The sequence below is a fragment of the Bradyrhizobium sp. 26S5 genome (assembly GCF_036923295.1).
GTDB classification, from domain to species: Bacteria; Pseudomonadota; Alphaproteobacteria; order Rhizobiales; family Xanthobacteraceae; genus Bradyrhizobium; species Bradyrhizobium septentrionale.
In genome coordinates this window covers 6,527,916-6,545,176 of sequence record NZ_CP145948.1, presented here as the reverse complement: position 1 = coordinate 6,545,176, position 17,261 = coordinate 6,527,916, and the positions used below count along the sequence as shown (strand labels likewise).

Genomic DNA, 17,261 nt, shown 5'->3' with positions numbered 1-17,261 from the left:
TCTGGCCACATGATAGCTTTGGTCCATTGAGGATGATCCAACGATGTTGATCGCTTTCGAGCTTAGCCAGCACTGACGAACGGTGAGCCGGTCGAACGACCGGGTTGCCGTAACGCCGCCACGCCTCACCCTGGTGAGGCGCCGTCTGTTGCTGTCCAAGCCGAGAAGCCCTCATGCCCCAATCATCCGACGCGCCCAGTGCGCCAATTGCATCCTTTATCCCCGAACTCGATCGTCTGGCCTCCGATGTCATGGCCGACTGGAAGGTGCCAGGCGCCGCGCTCGCCGTGGTGCAGGACGACAAGGTCGTGCTCGCACGCGCCTACGGCCAGCGCGATGTCGAGGCGAATTTGCCCGTCACGCCGGCGACGCAGTTCGCGATCTGCTCGATCACCAAATCTTTCACCGCGACCGCGATCGCGCTGCTGCACAATGAAGGGCGGCTCGATTGGGCCAAACCGGTGCGCGACTACATCCCCGAGTTTCGTCTGAGCGATCCGGTGGCGACGGAGCGCGTCACCGTGCTCGATTTGTTGTGTCATCACCCCGGGCTGCCGCGTCATGACTGGGTGCACGAGCCCGGCGATCTCGCGCCGGCCGACATGCTCGGCCTGATGCGGCATCTGGAGTTGAGCCGCGATGTCCGCAGCGCCTTTCAATACAACAACCTCTGCTACAATGTTGCGGGCCTGTTGATCGAGCGCCTGAGCGGGCAGAGCTATCAGGCGTTCATCCGCGCGCGGCTGACCGACCGGCTCGGCATGAATGTCGGCTTCAACCTTGATGATCTCGAAGCGTCGAGCGAGCCGGCACGGCCGTACAAGATGCACGAGGACACGCGGCTGCCCGCGTTCCGTCTGCCGATCACGACCACCGCGTCCGGCGCGATGACCACCTCGGTCGCGGATTTCGCGAACTGGATGCGGCTGCATCTCGGTCAGGGCGCGTTCGACGGTGAGCGCATATTGCCGGCAGCGCTGATCGGTGAGCTGCATGCGCCGCGTGTCTACAATTCGCTGCCAGGCTATGCGGAGTTCGGCCAGGCGCATTACGGCCTTGGCTTCCAGTGCAACAGCTACCGCGGCGACCGGCTGGTCGAGCACGGCGGCGGCTGGATTGGCTGGAATACCCAGATGACGCTGCTGCCGGATTTTGGCATCGGCATTGCCGTCTTCACCAACCGCAGTCCCAATCAGGTGCCGTGGACGCTGACCTTGCACATCATCGACCGGCTGCGCGGCCGCGAGCCGATCGAATGGCGCGAGCGTTTCCGCAAGCGGCGTGAAGAAGCGCTTGACCAGATCCAGGCCGACAAGGGCGTGCGGGAGAAGGGCCGCCACGCCAGCACCCACCCGGCACACGAACTTGCGGCCTACTCCGGCGATTATGAGCACCCTGCTTACGGCGTGATGTCGATCAGGGAGCAGGACGGTGCGCTGCACTGGTCGTGGCGCGGGCTGTTTGCGACATTGGGGCACCGTCACTTTGAGACGTTCGAAACGCCGGAGGTGCAGGACCGCTACGTGCCGGACTCGCTTCCGCTCACGTTCCTGACCAATCGCGACGGCGCCATCGTCAGTCTCTCCGCGCCGCTCGAACCGGCCGTCGCGGATATCGTGTTCGTGCGCCTTGCGGCCGGCGAATGCACCGACGCCGCGTTCCGTGCGCGGTGCGTCGGCAGCTTCAAGTGGGGTGCGATCACGCACCGCGTCACGCTGGATAGCGAGGGGGCGCTCGAGTTGAAGTCCGACCACCAGCCGGCCTATCGCCTCGCGCCCGAGCAGGGCAGGAGATTTCGCATTGTCGGGCAGGCCGGCTTCGTCGAGTTTTGCGGTGACGGGACGATCGCGGACGAGATGATCTTTCATCAGCCGGGTGGCACGTTCGTGGCGCGGCGAACAGACGAGTAGGTTGTCCGGTCGCCGACGCTCCTCGACGACGGTTCTCGCGGGCGTCGTCTCACTTCTCCGCCAGGTAGACTTCGCCGAGCAGCGAGGAGTTCGACCACGGCACCTGCTTGCCCTTGGTCGCGGCGACGACCTCGGCGCGGACGCGGGTCAGCATCTGCTGCACCTCGAGACCGGGCGTGCCGACATGGCGCGACAGTGCCGCCGAGAACGGGCTGTTGGCGCCTTCGCCGTCGAGCGCGACCTGGCCCGGCGCGGTCGCAAACGCGATCAGTGTGCCGGCGCCGAGCGTCGAGCCTGAGCCGAGCGAGGCGGGGGCGGCAAGGCCGGAGCCGGCCTCGATGCCGCGGCTCGGACCTGCGGATGCCACCTGCGGCGCCATCGGATTGTTGCGGCAGGCATCGAGGATCAGGATGTTGGTGCGGATCTGATCGTCGAGACCGGCCATGATGGTGTCCATGTCGACCATCGCGTCGGTCATGCGGCCGCCCGCCTTGAACTCGATATCGACCGGCACGAGATAGTTGCGGCCATCGACCTGCACGCCATGACCGGCGTAGTAGACCACGGCGATCTGCGACCGTGCCGCCTCGCGCAGGAAGTCGTGGATCGTCTTCTGCATCGCGTCGCGATCGAGATCGAGGCCCTCGGAGACGGTGAAGCCGATCTCGCGCAGGCTCTTGGCGATGGCACGCGCATCGTTGGGCGGATTGGGCAGCGCCTTCACATGTCCATAAGCGCCGTTGCCGATCACCAGCGCGACGCGCCGGCTGGTTGCTGCGGCCTGCGACGGCGCGGCGGGCGGGGCCGGTGCCGTGACGGAGCCTGCCGGTGGCGCGGTCGGGCTGCTCTCGGCGGCAGGCGCCGCCGCAGCCTTGCGGGGGGCTGCATCGTTGCGCGGAGCCGCATCGGCCTCCTTGAGCAGCGCGAGCCGCACCTTGGCGGTGGCCTGGTTGGCCTTGCTGCCGGCGTCGGACGCGACGCCCTCGAGCACCGAGGCGTAGTCTTCCTTGGCGTGCGCGGCATCACCCTTTGCCTCATAGCTGAGGCCGCGCTGGGTATAGGCCGAGATCAAGACACTGCCCGGCGGCGTCATGATGTTGACAGGCGCCTTCGCCTTCGCGAGCCGGATCGCTTCTGACGTGTCCGCAATCGCGCGCGCGATGTCGCCCTTGGCGCGCCAGATCACGGCGCGGCTGATTAGCGGCTGCGGCAGCGACGGATCGAGCCTGACGGCCTCGTTGATGTCGGCGAGCGCGCCGTCGAGATCGCCGAGCGCCTGCTTCGAGGAGCCGCGGTTCTGGTAGGAGAAGGCCGACTTCGGGCCGGCCTTGATCGCGGCGTCATAATCGGCGATCGCCTTGGCGTAGTCGCCCTTGCCGCGATAGGCGTTGCCGCGGTTGTGAAAGATGATGCCGCTCGGCGGCCCCATGCGCAGCGCGTCGTTGAAGTCGGTGATCGCGATGTCGTACTCGCCCTTGTCGTAATAGGCCGAGCCGCGCAGATTGTAGACGGCGGTGCTCGGCTTGAGGTGCAGCGCCTCGGTGGCGTCAGCGATCACCTGCGCGTAGTTGCCCTTCTTGTTCCAGCCGACCGCGCGCCAGAAATAGATGGTCGCGAGCTTCTCGCCAGAAAACACCTTCAGCGCGATGATCTTGTTGCAGGCGTCGATCATCTGGTCGGCCGGTGTCGTGTCGGTCGTGCAGAGCGGGCCGAGTTGCGCGCGTGTCTGGGCGAGGCAGGGCGCCGACCAGAGCAGGGCGGCAAGGAAGGCGGGGATCAGGAGCAGGCGGCGCATCGGTCATCCACGGGTAAGCCGTCATGGCGATCGGCGAGGGCGAGGCGATCTATGCGTGTTTGGTGATCGGGCAGTAAAGGGGGGTTCAACTGGTGGGAAAATGGTGGTAAGACGTCGCTACACATTACCTCTGCCCACTTTCTGCCCACTCGCCGCCGCCCACCCCAGGCCCCATGAAGAACGACGAAATCCTCAGTCAGATCACGGATTTCTGCCGGCGCTCCGACATGGCGGAGACGACGTTCGGCCGCCGTGCCGTCAACGACGGCAAGCTGGTGCACCGGCTGCGCGAGGGCAAGCGCATCACCATCGACACGCTCGACCGCATTAATGCCTTCATCGCGACCTCGACGCCGGGCGGCGTGCCGCCGCCGCGCGGCCTGGTGGTTCCGCCGGAGAAGCGCGATCCGCGCGGCAATTTTCGCTTTTTCGAGAACCGCCAGCGCTATCTGCTGTTCGTGCACACCTGCAGCGAGAAGCGGGTGATCGCCGACCGGGTTTCGCTGGAACTGGCCGCCATCCACCCGCGGCCGCCGGCATTGCGGGTGTTCGATGCCGGGATGGGCGATGGCACCGTGCTGGCGCGGGTCCTGCGTGCCATGCATGGCCGCTTCCCACATATGCCGTTCTATGTCGCCGGCAAGGAACTGAGCCTGGAGGACGTCCGCCTCACCCTGGACAAGGTCCCCGACCGCCTGTTCGAGCACCCGGCCAGCGTCTTCGTGTTCACCAACATGTATTACGCCGAGGCGCCCTGGCTGACGCCCAAGAACTCCACGGCGGCCGCCAGCATGATCTGGCACGAGGTGGCGCTGCGCGGGGCCTCCTCGGGTGAATTCGAGGCCCAGATCGCGGAACTCGGCCCGTTCCTCGAGCAGAATTGGCGGGCCAATCTCAGCCCCGGGAATGCGATGCCGATCTATGAGCGTCCAGTGGCGCTGGTGCTGTACCGCGACGACCACCGCTTCCTGCTTGATTCGATCATTCCCCGGGCTGGCCGCACCGAGGCCAATTTCGATCTTGTGATCGCCTCGCAGCCGTATCGGGCCAAATCCTCGGTGAATTTCCGCGCCAAGCGGATCATCGCGCCGCTGGCCCGCGCGTTGCGCGGCGGCGGACGGCTGATAGGAATCCATTCCCACGGCGGCGATCCCGGACTTGAAATCATTCGAGCCGTGTGGCCCGGAGAAAATCCTTTCGCCGTCAGCCGTCATGAGATACTGCGCGCGGTGAAATACGAGTTGGGGTCGGCCGGTCGCGAGCTGAACTTCAACGCCTACGCCGATAACCGTTCGATCTTCCGATATGATATGGAAGCGCTGCCCAATGAGGTGACCGGTTCGATCGGAACCTCGACGGCCTTTGCAGCGTGGAATGCGGCGGTGTATGTCGCGCAGATCGAAGATGAGCGGTTGACCGAAACGACCGAAAACGGACGAGCTCTCGAGGCTACGCGCGAAGTTCTCCGCAAACACAACGGGCTGTGGTTCTACGACGAATCCTACGTCATCTCGCGGCGACGAGACTGACATTCCGGGGACATATTCACCAACCAACGTCGGACTTCGACGAAACAAGGGGTTTGCTTGATGCGCGCGTCTTATCTCTTCACCAGCGAGTCGGTCTCGGAAGGCCATCCGGACAAGGTCTGCGATCGCATCTCGGATGAGATCGTCGATCTGTTCTATCGCGAGGGCCCGAAGGCAGGCATCGACCCGTGGCAGATCCGCGCGGCGTGCGAAACGCTCGCGACCACCAACAAGGTGGTGATCGCCGGCGAAACCCGCGGCCCGAGCTCGGTCACCAATGAACACATCGAGGGCGTCGTGCGCGACGCGATCAAGGACATCGGCTACGAGCAGGACGGCTTCCACTGGAAGACCTGCGACATCGAGATCCTGCTGCATCCGCAGTCGGCCGACATCGCGCAGGGCGTCGACGCGCTGCAGCCGGGCGAGGTCAAGGAAGAGGGTGCCGGCGACCAGGGCATCATGTTCGGTTACGCCACCAACGAGACGCCGGACCTGATGCCGGCGCCGATCTTCTACGCTCACAAGATCCTGCGGCTGATCTCCGAAGCGCGCCACTCCGGCAAGGAGAAGGTGCTGGGTCCGGACTCCAAGAGCCAGGTCACCGTGCAGTACGAGAACGGCAAGCCGGTCGGCGTCCGCGAGATCGTGGTCTCGCACCAGCATCTGGTCGAGGACCTCTCGTCCAGCCAGATCCGCGACATCGTCGAGCCCTATGTGCGCGAGGCGCTGCCGAAGGAATGGATCAACGGCAAGACGATCTGGCACATCAATCCGACCGGCAAGTTCTTCATCGGCGGTCCCGACGGCGACTCCGGCCTGACCGGCCGCAAGATCATCGTCGACACCTATGGCGGCGCGGCCCCGCATGGCGGCGGCGCGTTCTCCGGCAAGGATCCGACCAAGGTCGACCGCTCGGCGGCCTATGCCGCGCGCTACGTCGCCAAGAACATCGTCGCGGCCGGTCTCGCCGACCGCTGCACGCTGCAGCTCGCCTACGCGATCGGCGTGGCGCGTCCGCTGTCGATCTACATCGACACCCACGGCACCGGTAAGGTCTCGGAGGACGAGCTCGAGAAGGCGGCGGCCAAGGCTATGGATCTGACGCCGCGCGGCATCCGCACCCATCTCGACCTCAACCGTCCGATCTACGCGCGCACCTCGGCCTACGGCCATTTCGGCCGCACGCCGGACAATGAGGGCGGCTTCTCCTGGGAGAAGACCGATCTCGTCGAGCCGCTCAAGCGCGCGCTCTGATGCTCTTACCTCGCCCCGCTTGCGGGGAGAGGTCGCCACGAAGTGGCGGGTGAGGGGGACTCTCCGCAGATTCAGCCAGCGGATGGAGCCCCTCACCCCGGCCCTCTCCCCGTAAGAACGGGGAGAGGGAGAAGGTCGCGCCGCAGGGCGTTCGGCTCGCTTTGTTACTGACACGCTGGATTCACCGATTAGGAAACAGACATGAACGCCCCCACGAAGCCCGGCTTCACCGACTATATCGTCAAGGACATTTCGCTCGCCGATTTCGGCCGCAAGGAGATCTCGCTGGCCGAGACCGAGATGCCCGGCCTGATCGCGACCCGCGAGGAGTACGGCCCCAAGCAGCCGCTGAAGGGCGCACGCATCGCGGGCTCCCTGCACATGACGATCCAGACCGCGGTCCTGATCGAGACGCTGGCCGTGCTCGGCGCCGACATCCGCTGGGTCTCCTGCAACATCTACTCGACGCAGGATCACGCCGCGGCCGCGATCGCCGCGGCCGGCATTCCGGTGTTCGCGGTCAAGGGCGAGACGCTGACCGAATACTGGGACTACACCGCAAAGCTGTTCGACTGGCACGGCGGCGGCACGCCCAACATGATCCTCGATGACGGCGGCGATGCCACCATGCTGGTGCATCACGGCCTGCGCGCCGAGCAGGGCGACGTCGCGTTCCTCGACAAGCCTGGTTCCGAGGAAGAAGAAGTCTTCTTCGCGCTGATCAAGCGTCTGCTGAAGGAGAAGCCGAAGGGCTGGTTCGCCGAGATTGCCAAGAACATCCAGGGCGTCTCGGAAGAGACCACCACGGGCGTGCACCGTCTGTACGAGATGGAGAAGGCGGGCAAGCTGCTGTTCCCCGCGATCAACGTCAACGACAGCGTCACCAAGTCGAAGTTCGACAACCTCTATGGCTGCCGTGAATCGCTGGTCGACGGCATCCGCCGCGGCACCGACGTGATGATGTCGGGCAAGGTCGCAATGGTCGCGGGCTTCGGCGACGTCGGCAAGGGCTCGGCGGCTTCGCTGCGCCAGGCCGGCTGCCGCGTCATGGTCTCCGAGGTCGATCCGATCTGCGCGCTGCAGGCGACGATGGAAGGCTACGAGGTAGTTACCATGGAAGAGGCCGCGCCGCGCGCCGACATCTTCGTGACCGCGACCGGCAACAAGGACATCATCACCATCGAGCACATGCGCGCGATGAAGGATCGCGCCATCGTCTGCAACATCGGTCACTTCGACAACGAGATCCAGATCGCAGGTCTGCGTAATCTGAAGTGGAACAACATCAAGCCGCAGGTCGACGAGATCGAATTCCCCGACAAGCACCGCATCATCCTGCTTTCCGAGGGACGTCTGGTGAACCTCGGCAACGCAATGGGCCACCCGTCCTTCGTGATGTCGGCGTCGTTCACTAACCAGACGCTGGCGCAGATCGAGCTGTTCGCCAACAACAAGGGCGGCAAGTACGAGAAGAAGGTCTACGTGCTGCCGAAGACGCTCGACGAGAAGGTGGCCCGCCTGCACCTCGCCAAGGTCGGCGCCAAGCTGACCGAGCTGCGCAAGGACCAGGCCGACTATATCGGCGTCAAGCAGGAAGGCCCGTTCAAGTCGGATCACTACCGCTACTGATCTGCGGTCGTCACAGTCGATCACGTGAAGAGCCCCGGCATCGCCCGGGGCTTTTTGCTGCGGTGGTTGGACAGGCCGTCGTATGCGTTGTTCCGCGTATACGCGAGGGGGCCGGAATCGGCGATTGTGGGCAGAGGTTAATGCCGGATTAACCGGCAGCGCCTAGGCTTCCGGGTTCGAGGCTGCAGCGGAGGACGTGTTCCCATGGAAGCCCAGAAGATTGCGGTCGACGCCGTGGTCGCGTTGACCGATTGCGATCGCGACACCGTCATTGCCTTCATCCGCAAGCTCTATCTCGCCGGCGTCCGCGATCCCAAGCGCCTGACCTTCAAGAGCCTGCAGGCGCTGCGCGCCTGATTGTTTCGATTCACATTTCAAACAGCAGAGCACTCGATGTCATCACCCGCGCATGCGGGTGATCCAGTATTCCAGAGGCGTCGGTGCTTGAGCCGAGAGGCCGCGGCGTACTGGATCGCCCGGTCGAGCCGGGCGATGACAGTTGTGGATGAGAATGCAGCTTCGTTCGTCGCGCGACTTTCTCCGCACACTCCACCGTCGTCCCGGCGAAGGCCGGGACCCATACGCCGCAGCAGATGTAGTGGACGGGACTCGTCGTTCCAGCGGTGCATAACAAGCAGCATCGGTGGTTATGGGTCCCGGCCCCCCGTGCGCAATTGCGCACTAGGCCGGGACGACGGTGAATGTGTGGCCCGGCCTGTGAGTCAAACATCCGCATTCTCGCGACATGAATTGTCCGAGCTTTGCTCTTCGTTTCGCCCTCTCTCTTGAAGAGGGCGCAGGGAAAGCCGGGTGCCGATCGCACCCATGGGCCCCGAGCAAAAGGTGGAAAGCTCGGGGGTAGGACCACAGGTGTAACCGGAGCAGTCCGGCTTTCCCTGCGCGATGGTTTTACAGCTTACTTCGTGCTCTCCCCGGCGAGACTTGGCTTGCTTGTCACCGCCTTCGCAAGACGCAATTGCGTCTTACAAGGGGACACCGGCCACTAGGGCGTCAGGACCACACGACTTCACCGTCCGCTTCGCGTGCTCTCGTCAGTCACACGCTCGGCGTCCACCGCATCCCACGCCGCGTTCGTGACGATCGCGAAGCGCCCCTCGATCGGGTGAGACGGGCGAACCATACACCGAGTTGAATTTCTGATAAAGAGAAATATTTTTACTGCGGGGGCTTGCGCCGTCGGACAACTCAGTGGCACGCGCGCGTGAGGGAGTCACCGACGGCAGGGTTCCCTCTCCCCTTGCGGGAGAGGGTTAGGGAGAGGGGTGCCACACGATGAACTCTCTCCGTATCGTTGCGGCGACATTGCAAACGATTTTGCGAGAGCGATGTCATCATCAAATATCTCGCCCGGGGCCACCCCTCTCCCCAACCCTCGAGCCTGACCAGCGTGCTCACCTCACCGTCATTTCTCGGGTGCGCAATTGCGCACCGGGGGATGACGTCGGAAAAGGCCCAGCATCACCCCGATGCCCGCACCGAGCCGTGCCCGAGCTGCCGCGAGATGTCGCCTGCACAATCGCGCAGCGCGGCTGCGATCGCGCTGTCCCAGTCGGCGTCGAAGGTGCCCTCCGGGCCCATCGCGGTGATGACGAGCGCGACGTGGCCGGCGTGATCGAACACCGGCGCGGCGAAGGCGTTGACGCCGGGCAGGGGATCGCCGATCGCGCGCGCGAGTCCGCGGCTTTGCACCTCGGCAAGCATCTCCGTGGTCTTGGCGCTGATGGTCTCGCGTTTCGGATTGTAGCCGACGCCGAGGCGATCGAGGCCGCTCTCGAGCGCCGTCTTGACGGCGTTCGGCGGCATGAAGGCGGCGAAGGCGCGGCCGGTCGCGGTCTCCAGCAGCGCCACCACCGATCCGACGCGCATCGCGATATGCACGGGATGGCTTGGCTCCTCGAGCCGCACCACGGTCGCGCCGTGGGTGCCCCAGACCGACAGCGACACCGCGTGATTGATGCTGTTGGCGAGCGCGGCGATCCGCGGCGTCGCGATCCGCACGGCGGAAAGCCGGCGCAGGCTGATCAGGCCGAGCTCGAGTGCCAGCGCCCCGATTTCGTAACGGCCGGTGGTCTCGTCCTGCTCGATCAGGCCGATGCGGGAAAAGCTGACGAGATAGGGATGCGCCTTGGCCGGCGGCATGCCGGCTTCGCGCGCGAGGTCGCGCAGCATCATCGGTTCGCCGCTGCGGGCGAGCGCGCGGAGCAATTCCCCGCCGACCTCGATCGACTGTATGCCGCGGCTTTCTCTCGTCATGTGGCCCTGTTCGCGCTCGCGCTTTCGCAATTAGCAAGAAAGCACGCCGTTCGCGAGACGTCGATGTGCGGGACGTCTTTGTGCGTCATATCCGTTCCCACCCCGTCATCCTGAGGTGCGAGCCCTTGCGAGCCTCGAAGGATGCACGGCCACAGTCGGGCCGTCGATCCTTCGAGACGGCCGCGTTGCGGCCTCCTCAGGATGACGGGACTCATGTCATGCCGCGCTGCGTTCTGCCGCGGCGCCGGCGATGTGCTTGCCCGCGATGTAGCCGAAGGTCAGCGCCGGTCCGAGCGTGATGCCGGCGCCGGGATAGTTGCCGCCCATGATGCTCGCCATGTCGTTGCCGGCGGCATAGAGGCCCGCAATCGGCTGGCCGTCGGCGTCGAGCGCGCGGGCATTGGCGTCGGTCCGGATGCCGGCATAGGTGCCGAGATCGCCGATCACCATCTTGATGGCGTAGAACGGCCCGTTCTGGATCGGCGCGATGCAGGGATTGGGCCCGTGCAGCGCATCGCCCTGGTAGCGGTTATAGGCGCGCGAGCCCTTGCCGAAGGCGGGATCGCGTCCCTCGGCGGCGGTCGTGTTGAACGCCGCGACGGTTGCCTCAAGCGCCTTTGCGTCGATGCCGGCCTGCGCGGCAAGCTCCGACAGCGTCGTGCCGCGCTTGAGATAGCCGGTCTTCAGATGATGGCCTGTGGGCATCGGGCGCGGCGGCACGCAGCCGAGGCCGTATTTGCGCAAAGTCGCGTGATCGCAAAGCAGAAACGCCGCGATCTCCTCGCCGGGCTTCGCCGCCTTGATCATCTCCTGCACGAAGTCATGGTAAGAATTGCCTTCATTGGCAAAGCGCTTGCCGTCGCGCATCACCGCGATCACGCCGGGCTTGGCGCGATCGATGAAGTGCGGCATCACGCCCTTTGAGCCGTCCTTGCGCGTCGTGACCGAGACCGGCACCCAGGCTGCCGCGTTCGGCAGCGAATCCTCGACGCGGCCGCCGGCGGATTCCGCAAGCCGCAGGCCGTCACCGGTGTTGCCTGTTGGTCCCGGCGAGTAATGTTCTTTTCCGGTCGGCGCATGCGGAAACATCTTCTGCCGTCGCGCTACGTCATGCGGAAAGCCGCCGCAGGCGAGCACCACGCCGCGCTTCGCATTGACGCGGATGGTGCGGCCCTCGCGCACCACGATCGCGCCGCGCACCACACCGTTCTCGACGATCAGTTCGCGCACCGGCGAATTGAGCCAGAGCGGGATCTTGAGGTCGAGGGCGGATTTCGCCAGCCGGCCGGCAAGCGCATTGCCGTTGGTCAGCGTCATGCCACGGCCGTTGCGCATCACGTCCAGCGCGTGTTTCGACAGCCGCTTCGCGACATAGGCCGCCGAGGCCAGCGAGCGCGTCGCACGCATGAAATGCACGATCTCCTTGCCGGAGCCGAGCATCATGCCGAACACGGTGAGCTCGGGCAGGGGGCTGCCGAGATCCTTGAGGGTGTCGCCGAGCTCGTGGCCGTCGAACGGGCGCGTCACCATCGAGCGGCCGCCCTGCGCGCCGCCGGGCGCTTCCGCATGATAGTCCGGGAACGTCAGCGGCATGTCGAAGCGCACGGCGGTTTCTGTCGTGAAGAAGTCGACCGCCTTCGGCCCTTCGGTCAGGAACGCATCGACGCGGGCGGCGTCAAAACTGTTGCCGGCCTCATGGCGCAGATAGGTTCTGGCCTGATCGGGGCTCTCCTCGATGCCCCACGCCTTCGCCAGCGAGGTGCCGGGAATCCAAAGCCAGCCGCCCGAGCGCGCGGTGGTGCCGCCGAACCGCGGCTCCTTCTCGACGACGAGAACCTTCAGGCCGTGATGGCCGGCGGTGACCGCCGCCGACAGCCCGGCGCAGCCGGAGCCGACGACCAGCGCGTCGCATTCATAAGTTTCTTCGTTGGCCACGCGATCGATCCTATTTCTTGAGCAGCGGGCACTTCGACTCGGAGACCGGACGATAGGCGTCCTCGCCCTTCACCGTCTTGATGATGTCGAGATAATCCCACGGCTCCTTGGATTCCGAGGGCTTCTTCACCTTCGCCAGATACATGTCGCGGATGACGCGGCCGTCCTCGCGCAACTTGCCGCCATGCACGAAGGTGTCCTCGATCGGCAGCTCGCGCATCTTGGCCATCACCTTTTGCGGATCGTCGGTGCCGGCGGCCTGGATCGCCTTGAGATAATGCAGCACCGAGCCGTAGACGCCGGTTTGAATCATGGTCGGCATCACGTTGGTGCGGGCGAAGAATTTCTTCGACCATGCGCGGGTCTTCTCGTCCATGTTCCAGTACGACGCCGTCGTCATGTAGGTGCCCTGCGCGGCGTTGAGCCCGATCGCATGCACGTCGGTGTCGAACATCAGGAGGCCGACCAGCTTCTGGCCGCCCTGCACGAGGCCAAACTCGCCGGACTGCTTGATCGAATTGTCGGTGTCTTGGCCGGCATTGGCGAACGCCACCACGTCGGCCTTCGAGCTCTGCGCCTGCAGCGCAAAGGAGGAGAAGTCGGCGGTGTTGGTCGGATGGCGGACGCTGCCGAGCACCTTGCCGCCCATCTCGTTGATGAAGCGGGTCGCGTCCTTCTCGAGCTGCTGGCCGAAGGCATAGTCCGCGGTGATGAAGTACCAGGACTTGCCGCCCTCCGCGATCACCGCCGACGCCGTGACCTTCGACAGCGCGTAGGTGTCGTAGGTGAAGTGCACGGTGTTGGGGCTGCACAATTCATCGGTCAGCGAGCTCGCGCCGGGGCCGGACAACAGCGCGATCTTGTTGCGCTCGCGCGCCATGTTGTGCACGGCGATCGCAATGCCGGAATTCGGGATGTCGACGACCGCGTCGACCTTGCCGTTGTCGAACCAGCCGCGCACGACCTGCACGCCGACATCGGTCTTCATCTGGTGGTCGGCCGAGATGATCTCGATCGGCTTGCCGAGCACAGTGGGGCCGAACTCCTCCACCGCCATCCTGGCCGCCTCGACCGAGCCCGGGCCGGAATTGTCGCGTCCCCAGCTCGACAAGTCGGTCAGCACCCCGATGCGCACGACGTCGTCGGAAACCTGGGCATGAGCGACCGATGTCATTGCCGCGAGAATGGCTGCCGCCAGAACGTGTCTCATCATTCCTCCCTGTGGATGTCCGCGCTCTTCTGGCGGTTCATCCATTATTAGTAATTATCTAATCAGTTTGTCAATGGCGAATTAGATGTGTGTGATTGTTGCCACAGGGTTGCTCCTTCGAATGAGGCGGCGCTTCACATGCGGTGAGCGTACGCTTACATGGCTGATCCGGGACGGCATCGCGGCAGGGCATCTCGCCCACGCCGCAGTGCCAAGTCAGGATGAAACAGGGGAGTTTTCGCGGACGGCGTTGCGCTTCGCCGCCCGGGGCTAAGCCGCCCATCAAGGGTCTAGGCTGCTACGGGGCGGTGCATGGAGAGCATCGGCACGCTGCGATCATAGACGGATCATGTTGAGACAGCTCTTCGCGCCGCAGCTCGTCATTCTCTACGTGCTGGTGGCCTCTACGCTCTACGTTCACTTCCGCGGCAAGCAGCGGTTGCGCTTCGCCCGCCAGCTCGGCGACCACTCGACCTACCTCGCGCCCTACAATGTGCTGATGTATGCGGGCTCGGCCGTAGCAAACACGCCGGTGATCCCGGTCGAGCAGTTTCCCGAGCTGAAGAAGCTCTCCGACAATTGGGAGACCATCCGCGACGAGGCGACCCGCCTGTTCGACGAGGGTTTCATCCGCGCTGCCGCCAAGAACAACGACTGGGGCTTCTATTCCTTCTTCAAGAGCGGCTGGAAGCGCTTCTATCTGAAATGGTACGACGACTTCCTGCCGTCGGCGCGCACGCTGTGCCCGAAGACGGTGGAGCTGCTGAACTCGATCCCGAACGTGCACGGCGCGATGTTCGCGATGCTGCCGCCCGGCGGCAAGCTCGGGGCGCATCGCGATCCCTTCGCCGGCTCGCTGCGCTATCACCTCGGCCTGGTGACGCCGAATTCGAACGAGTGCCGCATCCTGGTCGACGGCGTCGAATGCGTCTGGCGCGACGGCGAGGCCTTCATGTTCGACGAGACCTTCATCCACAGCGCCGAGAACAAGACCGGCGTCAACCGCATCATCCTGTTCTGCGACGTCGAGCGCCCGATGAAGTACGGCTTCATGACCAGGATGAACCGCTGGGTCAGCCACAACATCGTCAAGGCGTCGGCCACCCAGAACGTCGACGGCGAGCATGTCGGCGCGCTGAACAAGGTGTTCGGCAAGCTCTACGAGCTCCATCTCGCCAGCCGCAAGGTCAAGGAGTGGAATCGGAACGTATACTACACGCTGAAGTATTCCGTGACCGCGCTGATCCTCGGCCTGATCGTGGTGTCGGCGCTGCGGTGATCGTGCCGAAGGCGTAATCCGCCGCGTCGTGCGGAAGCATGGCGGATTACGCTTCGCTAATCCGCCCTATAAAATTCAAAACCCCGGAGCGCGCTCCGGGGCTTCTTTCTGGGGCGTGAGCTGTGGGACGTCGCAGCCAGGATCAGTCGCGTTCGAAGACCTTGGCGCCGGGGTAGACGCGCCGGGCGTAGGCGACGACCGACTCCCGGTCCTGAGTCTCCAGGAACGGAGTTCGGATCTTGCACGATCCGACGATGAGGTGCCACAGGCCATTAAGCTTCTGAATGTTGACGATCATTTCAGTGTTCCTCAAAGAACCCGCATTCTTGACAGTCTTGCGATTCACGCCTCGGAGCAGTGATCCTGATCACAGATTTGGGAACACAACGCGCGCCCGCTGTGGAACGAGGATTGCTATTGTTAGTCGCGCCTCCGGAGAGAGAAGTTCTGAGCTATTTGCGCATCCGTTGGAGTACCCCGGAGCATAAAAATCTCTCGCCATCGCTCAATTGTACGAGCGTCAGCACAGGTCATGACAAGGAATAGGGAAGCTATACCAACGTATGTTGATCTCGGTCCGCTTGTGTAGCGGGAGTGCGTTGCCGGAGTCCGGATGACCGCTCATCGCTCCTGAGCCAACATTCCGCTTTGCGCTGCACGACGCCGTTCGCTCTCCGATTCGTTGCACTGAAGTGATACAGTCGCATCAGGCATTCCGCACCGAGAGGACCTTGTCATGTCGGAGACGTCAGGAGCTTTCGCGACCACTGCGCTGAGCGGCTACGAGCTATTGGCCGATCCGCAGCTGAACAAGGGCACGGCGTTCTCCGAGGCCGAGCGCGAGGCGTTCGACCTGCATGGCCTGCTGCCGCCCAATGTTGCGACATTGGACGAACAGGTCTCGCGGCGGCTGCAGGCGCTGCGCGGCTTCGAGAACGATCTCGAGCGCTACGCTTTCCTGCGCGAATTGCAGGACACCAACGAGACGCTGTTCTATGCGCTGCTGGTCGAGAACCTCGAGGAGCTGCTGCCGATCGTCTACACGCCGACCGTCGGCGCCGGCTGTCAGCAGTTCAGCCGGCTGTTCCGCAAGCCGCGCGGGCTGTTCCTCTCGATCCCGCACAAGCACCGCATCGACCGCATCCTGGCGCAGCCGCGCTTCGATCATGTCGAGGCGATCGTCGTGACCGACGGCGAGCGCATCCTTGGCCTCGGCGACCAGGGCGCCGGCGGTATGGGCATCCCGATCGGCAAGCTGTCGCTCTACACCGGCTGCGGCGGCCTGCATCCGGCAACGACGCTGCCGATCCTGCTCGACGTCGGCACCGACAATCCCGACTGCCTGGCCGATCCGCTCTATATCGGCTGGCGCAACGAGCGCGTCCGCGGCCAGGAGTATGACGACTTCATCGAGGCCTTCGTCTCGGCGGTGATCAAGCGCTGGCCGCGCGTCCTGCTGCAGTGGGAGGATTTCGCCAAGAACAACGCGACGCGCATGCTCGAGCGCTATCGCGACCGGCTCCTCACCTTCAACGACGACATCCAGGGCACCGCGGCGGTCGCGACCGGCGCCTTGCTCTCCGCGATCAACGTCACCGGCGTGCCGCTGACCGAGCAGCGCGTCGCCGTGCTCGGCGCGGGCTCGGCCGGTTGCGGCATCGCCAGCCTGATCCGCGCCGCGATGGTCGATGCCGGCCTTTCGGAGAGCGAGGCGGCCAAGCGCTTCTTCATGGTCGACCGCGACGGCCTGCTGCTCGAGGGCATGAGCGGGCTCGCGCCGTTCCAGCTTCCCTTCGTCCAGGACAAGCAGGCGATCACCGGCTGGAAGCTCAGCCATCCCGACAAGATCGCGCTGCTCGACGTCGTGCGCAACGCCAGGCCGACCGTGCTGATCGGCGTCTCCGGTCAGGCCGGCGCGTTCTCCGAGCCGATCGTCCGCGCGATGGCCGAGTGCAACGCGCGGCCGGTGATCTTCCCGCTGTCCAACCCGACCTCGCGCGAGGAAGCGACGCCGGTCGATATCGAGGCGTGGACCGAGGGGCGGGCGCTGATCGGTGTCGGCAGCCCGTTCCCGCCGATCACGCGCGACGGCGCGCGCTTCAAGGTCGACCAGACCAACAATTCCTACATCTTCCCCGGCGTCGGCGTCGGCGCGCTCGCGGTCGGCGCTGTCAGGGTCAGCGACGGCATGTTCATGGCCGCGGCGAAGGCGCTGGCCAGCGTCTCGCCGGCCCGCAACAACCCGAAGCACAATCTGCTGCCGCCGGTCAGCGCGCTGCGCGACGTGTCGCTGACGGTTGCGCTGGCGGTGGCGCTGCAGGCGCACAAGGAAGGGCTCGCCGAGGATATTCCGATCGACCAGGTCGAGGCGCGCATCCACGCCAAGGTCTGGACCCCGCGCTACGTGCCGTATCGCCGCACGCCCTGATCGCGAACGCCGGTC

At 64.8% G+C, this 17,261-nt stretch carries 12 protein-coding genes; 7 read left to right on the top strand and 5 right to left on the bottom strand.

Features of this window, described 5'->3' with window-relative positions; genetic code table 11:
- Positions 1–173: 173 nt before the first annotated feature.
- Entirely contained in the window at positions 174–1,910 is a 1,737-nt protein-coding gene (locus V5279_RS30875) for a serine hydrolase (RefSeq protein WP_338690937.1), read from the top strand.
- A 49-nt stretch (positions 1,911–1,959) separates the two neighbouring features.
- Here the strand turns inward: V5279_RS30875 and V5279_RS30870 are convergent, their stop codons facing one another.
- Positions 1,960–3,705 (bottom strand): caspase family protein, encoded by a 1,746-nt coding sequence (locus tag V5279_RS30870; RefSeq protein ID WP_338690936.1) that lies wholly within the window; start codon positions 3,703–3,705, stop codon positions 1,960–1,962.
- A 173-nt stretch (positions 3,706–3,878) separates the two neighbouring features.
- Between V5279_RS30870 and V5279_RS30865 the strand changes: the two genes are divergently transcribed.
- The 4 genes from V5279_RS30865 to V5279_RS30850 all read left to right on the top strand — a co-directional run bounded on the left by V5279_RS30865 (position 3,879) and on the right by V5279_RS30850 (position 8,477).
- Positions 3,879–5,234 (top strand): hypothetical protein, encoded by a 1,356-nt coding sequence (locus V5279_RS30865; protein ID WP_338690935.1) that lies wholly within the window; start codon positions 3,879–3,881, stop codon positions 5,232–5,234.
- Between the two features lie 60 nt (positions 5,235–5,294).
- Positions 5,295–6,491, top strand: a complete 1,197-nt coding sequence (gene metK, locus V5279_RS30860) for a methionine adenosyltransferase (protein ID WP_166308487.1) — start codon at positions 5,295–5,297, stop codon at positions 6,489–6,491.
- A gap of 201 nt (positions 6,492–6,692) precedes the next feature.
- Positions 6,693–8,120 (top strand): adenosylhomocysteinase, encoded by a 1,428-nt coding sequence (gene ahcY / locus V5279_RS30855; protein ID WP_338690934.1) that lies wholly within the window; start codon positions 6,693–6,695, stop codon positions 8,118–8,120.
- A gap of 204 nt (positions 8,121–8,324) precedes the next feature.
- Positions 8,325–8,477 (top strand): hypothetical protein, encoded by a 153-nt coding sequence (locus tag V5279_RS30850; RefSeq protein WP_165124582.1) that lies wholly within the window; start codon positions 8,325–8,327, stop codon positions 8,475–8,477.
- Between the two features lie 1,122 nt (positions 8,478–9,599).
- Here V5279_RS30850 and V5279_RS30845 read toward each other — a convergent pair.
- From V5279_RS30845 to V5279_RS30835, 3 genes are all read right to left on the bottom strand, one after another.
- Positions 9,600–10,394, bottom strand: a complete 795-nt coding sequence (locus V5279_RS30845; RefSeq protein ID WP_338690933.1) for an IclR family transcriptional regulator — start codon at positions 10,392–10,394, stop codon at positions 9,600–9,602.
- Positions 10,395–10,610: 216 nt separating this feature from the next.
- Positions 10,611–12,329, bottom strand: a complete 1,719-nt coding sequence (locus tag V5279_RS30840) for an FAD-dependent oxidoreductase (protein ID WP_338690932.1) — start codon at positions 12,327–12,329, stop codon at positions 10,611–10,613.
- 10 nt (positions 12,330–12,339) lie between these two features.
- On the bottom strand, positions 12,340–13,542 hold the full coding sequence (locus V5279_RS30835; protein ID WP_414645852.1) for an ABC transporter substrate-binding protein: 1,203 nt from the start codon (positions 13,540–13,542) through the stop codon (positions 12,340–12,342).
- 346 nt (positions 13,543–13,888) lie between these two features.
- On the opposite strand from V5279_RS30835, the gene V5279_RS30830 reads away from it, so the two are divergent.
- A complete protein-coding gene (locus tag V5279_RS30830) occupies positions 13,889–14,818 on the top strand; it encodes an aspartyl/asparaginyl beta-hydroxylase domain-containing protein (RefSeq protein WP_338690929.1) in 930 nt (309 codons plus the stop codon).
- A gap of 142 nt (positions 14,819–14,960) precedes the next feature.
- On the opposite strand, the gene V5279_RS30825 is transcribed toward V5279_RS30830, so the two are convergent.
- Positions 14,961–15,116, bottom strand: a complete 156-nt coding sequence (locus tag V5279_RS30825) for a hypothetical protein (RefSeq protein ID WP_165124580.1) — start codon at positions 15,114–15,116, stop codon at positions 14,961–14,963.
- A gap of 438 nt (positions 15,117–15,554) precedes the next feature.
- Here V5279_RS30825 and V5279_RS30820 point away from each other — a divergent pair, with 438 nt between their 5' ends.
- Positions 15,555–17,246, top strand: coding sequence for an NAD-dependent malic enzyme (locus tag V5279_RS30820; RefSeq protein ID WP_338690928.1), 1,692 nt, complete (start codon positions 15,555–15,557; stop codon positions 17,244–17,246).
- Positions 17,247–17,261 lie beyond the last annotated feature (15 nt).

Bases quoted from the DNA above. Each gene is read 5' to 3' on its own strand.
- V5279_RS30875 (WP_338690937.1), top strand. From the start codon at position 174: ATGCCCCAATCATCCGACGCGCCCAGTGCGCCAATTGCATCCTTTATC.
- V5279_RS30870 (WP_338690936.1), bottom strand. From the start codon at position 3,705: ATGCGCCGCCTGCTCCTGATCCCCGCCTTCCTTGCCGCCCTGCTCTGG.
- V5279_RS30865 (WP_338690935.1), top strand. From the start codon at position 3,879: ATGAAGAACGACGAAATCCTCAGTCAGATCACGGATTTCTGCCGGCGC.
- metK (WP_166308487.1), top strand. From the start codon at position 5,295: ATGCGCGCGTCTTATCTCTTCACCAGCGAGTCGGTCTCGGAAGGCCAT.
- ahcY (WP_338690934.1), top strand. From the start codon at position 6,693: ATGAACGCCCCCACGAAGCCCGGCTTCACCGACTATATCGTCAAGGAC.
- V5279_RS30850 (WP_165124582.1), top strand. From the start codon at position 8,325: ATGGAAGCCCAGAAGATTGCGGTCGACGCCGTGGTCGCGTTGACCGAT.
- V5279_RS30845 (WP_338690933.1), bottom strand. From the start codon at position 10,394: ATGACGAGAGAAAGCCGCGGCATACAGTCGATCGAGGTCGGCGGGGAA.
- V5279_RS30835 (WP_414645852.1), bottom strand. From the start codon at position 13,542: ATGATGAGACACGTTCTGGCGGCAGCCATTCTCGCGGCAATGACATCG.
- V5279_RS30830 (WP_338690929.1), top strand. From the start codon at position 13,889: ATGTTGAGACAGCTCTTCGCGCCGCAGCTCGTCATTCTCTACGTGCTG.
- V5279_RS30825 (WP_165124580.1), bottom strand. From the start codon at position 15,116: ATGATCGTCAACATTCAGAAGCTTAATGGCCTGTGGCACCTCATCGTC.
- V5279_RS30820 (WP_338690928.1), top strand. From the start codon at position 15,555: ATGTCGGAGACGTCAGGAGCTTTCGCGACCACTGCGCTGAGCGGCTAC.